This window comes from Alcanivorax sp. HI0083 (genome assembly GCF_001635175.1).
On the sequence record NZ_LWFX01001329.1, the window covers coordinates 1 to 3,100 of the forward strand.

Below are 3,100 nucleotides of genomic sequence, written 5' to 3' on the forward strand. Positions count from 1 at the left end.
TCATCTGTCCATCGGCCAGCCCGACTTCAAACCGCCGGAGCACGTGATTCAGGCCGGGGTGGATGCGCTCTACGCTGGCCAGACCGGTTACACCATGGACGCCGGCCTGCCGGAGCTGCTGGAATCGCTGGCGGAGTACTACAGCAAACGCTATCAACGCACCCTGGTGCCGGAAAACTTCATGGTGACCACGGGCGCCACCGAAGCCCTGTATCTGGCGTTGACGGCCACCTCGGCCCCCGGCCGGGAATTCATCGTGCCGGACCCGTCTTTCATGCTCTACGGTCCACTGATCCGCATGAACGGTGGCATCGTGCGCAACATTGCCACCCGCGCCGAGAACAACCATCAGCTGGATCCCCAGGAAGTGATTGACGCCATGGGGCCCAATACCTTCGCGGTGATTCTCAACTCCCCCAGCAATCCCACCGGCACCATCTACCCACGAGAAACCATCGAAGCCATTGTCGAAGAAGCGGCCTATCGCGGCATCCATGTGATCAGCGACGAGGTCTATGACCACCTGATCTACGACGGAAAGCATTACCCCAGCGTCCTGTCCAGCTGCCCGGACCTGGACCACGTCATGGTGATCAGCAGTTTCTCGAAAACCTTTTCCATGGCCGGTATGCGTGTCGGCTGGCTGATTGGCAGCCAGGGGGCCATCAAGAAACTGCGCCGCTACCACATGTTCACCACCACGGTGGCCAACACGCCCTGCCAGTGGGCCGGCGTCGCCGCATTGCGTGGCAGCAACCAGTTTATCGACAACATGGTGGAGGAATATCAGCGCCGGCGGGATCGGCTGGTGGAATTGGTGGAACAGACGCCACACCTTACCGGCTACAAACCGGACGGCGCTTTCTATCTATTCCCCTCGCTACCGGAAGGTGTCGACGGGGCCAACGTGGCGCTGAAATTATTGCGCGAAACCGGAGTCTGCACCATTTCCGGCGACACCTTCGGGGACGCCGGGCGCAACGCCCTGCGCATCAGCTACTCCACCTCACTGGATCAGATCGAAGAAGCCTTCAAACGGATCATTCCCTGGATGGAGAAACAAAACTTCAGTTAAGGAGCCTCTGAATAACACGCTTCTCGCCATGTGCCGGGTTTATCCCGAATACCCGGCACTTTGCCAAACGCTAGACGCCGGATGCCTGACGTAAATCTCCATAGCCTGAGACGTTGTCGTTATTCCGGCATCGCTTTTGAGAGGTATTTTGAGGAATTGTCAGGGCCATCATTAAGGCAATAACCGGGTAATGCATTTTGCACAGAGGGTGTGACGGGCAAGGTTTTCAGGTTTTGAATGCCCGCGTCCGTCGTCAGGCATCCGGCGTCCAGCGGCGGCCAAGGCGGGATAATGAGACAAGTTCTGAAGCCGGCTGATCACTCAATTCAGCGATGAACCATAAAAAAATGGGCCGGCTTGGGCCTAACAGCACCCAACCGGCCCGCCTCGTCCTGAGTCAAACGCCGGATGACGATTACACCTGGATCGACGCCCCATACCGGTTTTTGCGATTACGGTTTCTGCGCATCTTTTTGTGCGCCGGCCTGGGCCAGCTCCGCTTCCATATCGGAAAACATCTGCTGCAAGGACGGCATCACATGCTGCATCTGGCGCTGGGAAATCTGTACCGATTCAGCCATTACCTGGGGCATCTTTTTCATGATCGCCCGGCCACTTTCCGACTGATAAAACTCGGCCATGTCCCGCAGCTCCTGCAGGGAAAAGGTACGCTGATAAATCGCCAGCATCTGCTCTTCCATGGCACCCCAGTCCAGCCCCTCTTCCAGAATGGTCTGCACCCGCGAGGTATAGCGCTCCATCATGGCCTTGTTGTCCGCCGGGATGGTTTGCGTCAGGGCCTGATCGGTCATGCCTTCAATCTGTCGCCGGGCTTCACTGAAAATGGCTTTGGCATTACTGGATTCCAGCACCTCTTTGGCTGCAGCCGTCTTGTCCGCCTGTTCCGATGCCTGTGCGGTTACCGACAGGAAAGACAGCAGCAGTACGGTCAGCATTTTTTTCATGATTATCTCCAACATTGCGGTGCCAACACCGCCAGCCTGAAAAGCAAAAAGGCCGTGACGAATCACGGCCTTTTACTATCAATTAACCACTATCAATGATCAATTGCCGTTATGGCATTTCATCCACTTCTTCCGGTTCCGGAATCATGAAGTCTTCCTTGCTGACCTTCATCATGAAGAGAATATTCGTAACCACATAAATCGACGAGTAGGTACCTACCGCCACACCCACCAGCAGAGCTTCCGAAAAAGCGCGCATGACTTCACCACCAAAGAAGTACAACGCCACCAATACCAACAGGGTCGTCACAGAAGTATTGATCGTGCGGGTCAACGTCTGGTTTACCGCGCCATTGATAATAGCCACCGGATCCGTCTGCCGGGAATTGCGGAAATCTTCACGAATGCGGTCGGCCACTACAATGGAGTCATTGAGCGAGTAACCGATCAATGCCAACACCGCCGCCAGCACCGTCAGGTCGAACGGCCACTGCACCAGCGAAAACAGACCCAGCACGATGATTACATCGTGGAACAGCGCGAGTACGGTAGCCACGCCAAACTTGTTGGAGAAGCGGAACCACACATAGACCATCATAAGGCCAAGCGCCAGCAACATGGCGGTACCGGATTCGTCACGCAGTTCGTCACCAACCTGAGGGCCCACAAATTCCACTTTCAGCAGTTCCAGATCCGCATTGTGCTCTTTCAGCACATTGAAGACGTTGTGGCCCACCTTGTCCGCGTCCACGTCATCCTTTGGTGCGACCCGGATATTCACTTCCTTGGGGGAACCGTAGTGCTGTACCACGGCATCACCGAAACCTGCCTGCGCCAAATCTTCCCGTGCCTGAGACAGCTCCACATCCACCGGGCTTTTTACTACCACGGTAGTCCCCCCGGTGAAATCCAGCCCCAGGTTCAGGCCTCGGGTCAGCAACAGCGCCACGGAAATAATCACCAGCGCCAGCGACAGGATGCCCAGCGGTTTGCGGGCGGCCATAAAATTGATGTTCATGGGTGCTTTGCTCATAACCGCCTCAGATGCTCAGTTTGCTCG

3 protein-coding genes are annotated in these 3,100 nt (G+C 56.2%); 1 reads left to right on the forward strand and 2 read right to left on the reverse strand.

The features are described 5' to 3' along the window. Positions 1-1,075, forward strand: a 1,075-nt coding sequence (locus A3754_RS19805) for a pyridoxal phosphate-dependent aminotransferase (RefSeq protein ID WP_063521065.1), incomplete at its 5' end; no start/stop codon positions are given. 452 nt (positions 1,076-1,527) lie between these two features. Here the strand turns inward: A3754_RS19805 and A3754_RS19810 are convergent. Beyond that, the gene (locus A3754_RS19810; protein ID WP_063521066.1) at positions 1,528-2,040 is read right to left on the reverse strand and encodes a DUF2059 domain-containing protein; all 513 of its coding nucleotides are present in this window, start codon (positions 2,038-2,040) and stop codon (positions 1,528-1,530) included. Positions 2,041-2,149: 109 nt separating this feature from the next. Further along, complete coding sequence (secF, locus tag A3754_RS19815; protein WP_082872479.1) at positions 2,150-3,058, reverse strand: protein translocase subunit SecF; 909 nt, start codon at positions 3,056-3,058, stop codon at positions 2,150-2,152. Positions 3,059-3,100: the final 42 nt, after the last annotated feature.

Bases quoted from the DNA above. Each gene is read 5' to 3' on its own strand.
- secF (WP_082872479.1), bottom strand. From the start codon at position 3,058: ATGAACATCAATTTTATGGCCGCCCGCAAACCGCTGGGCATCCTGTCG.
- A3754_RS19810 (WP_063521066.1), bottom strand. From the start codon at position 2,040: ATGAAAAAAATGCTGACCGTACTGCTGCTGTCTTTCCTGTCGGTAACC.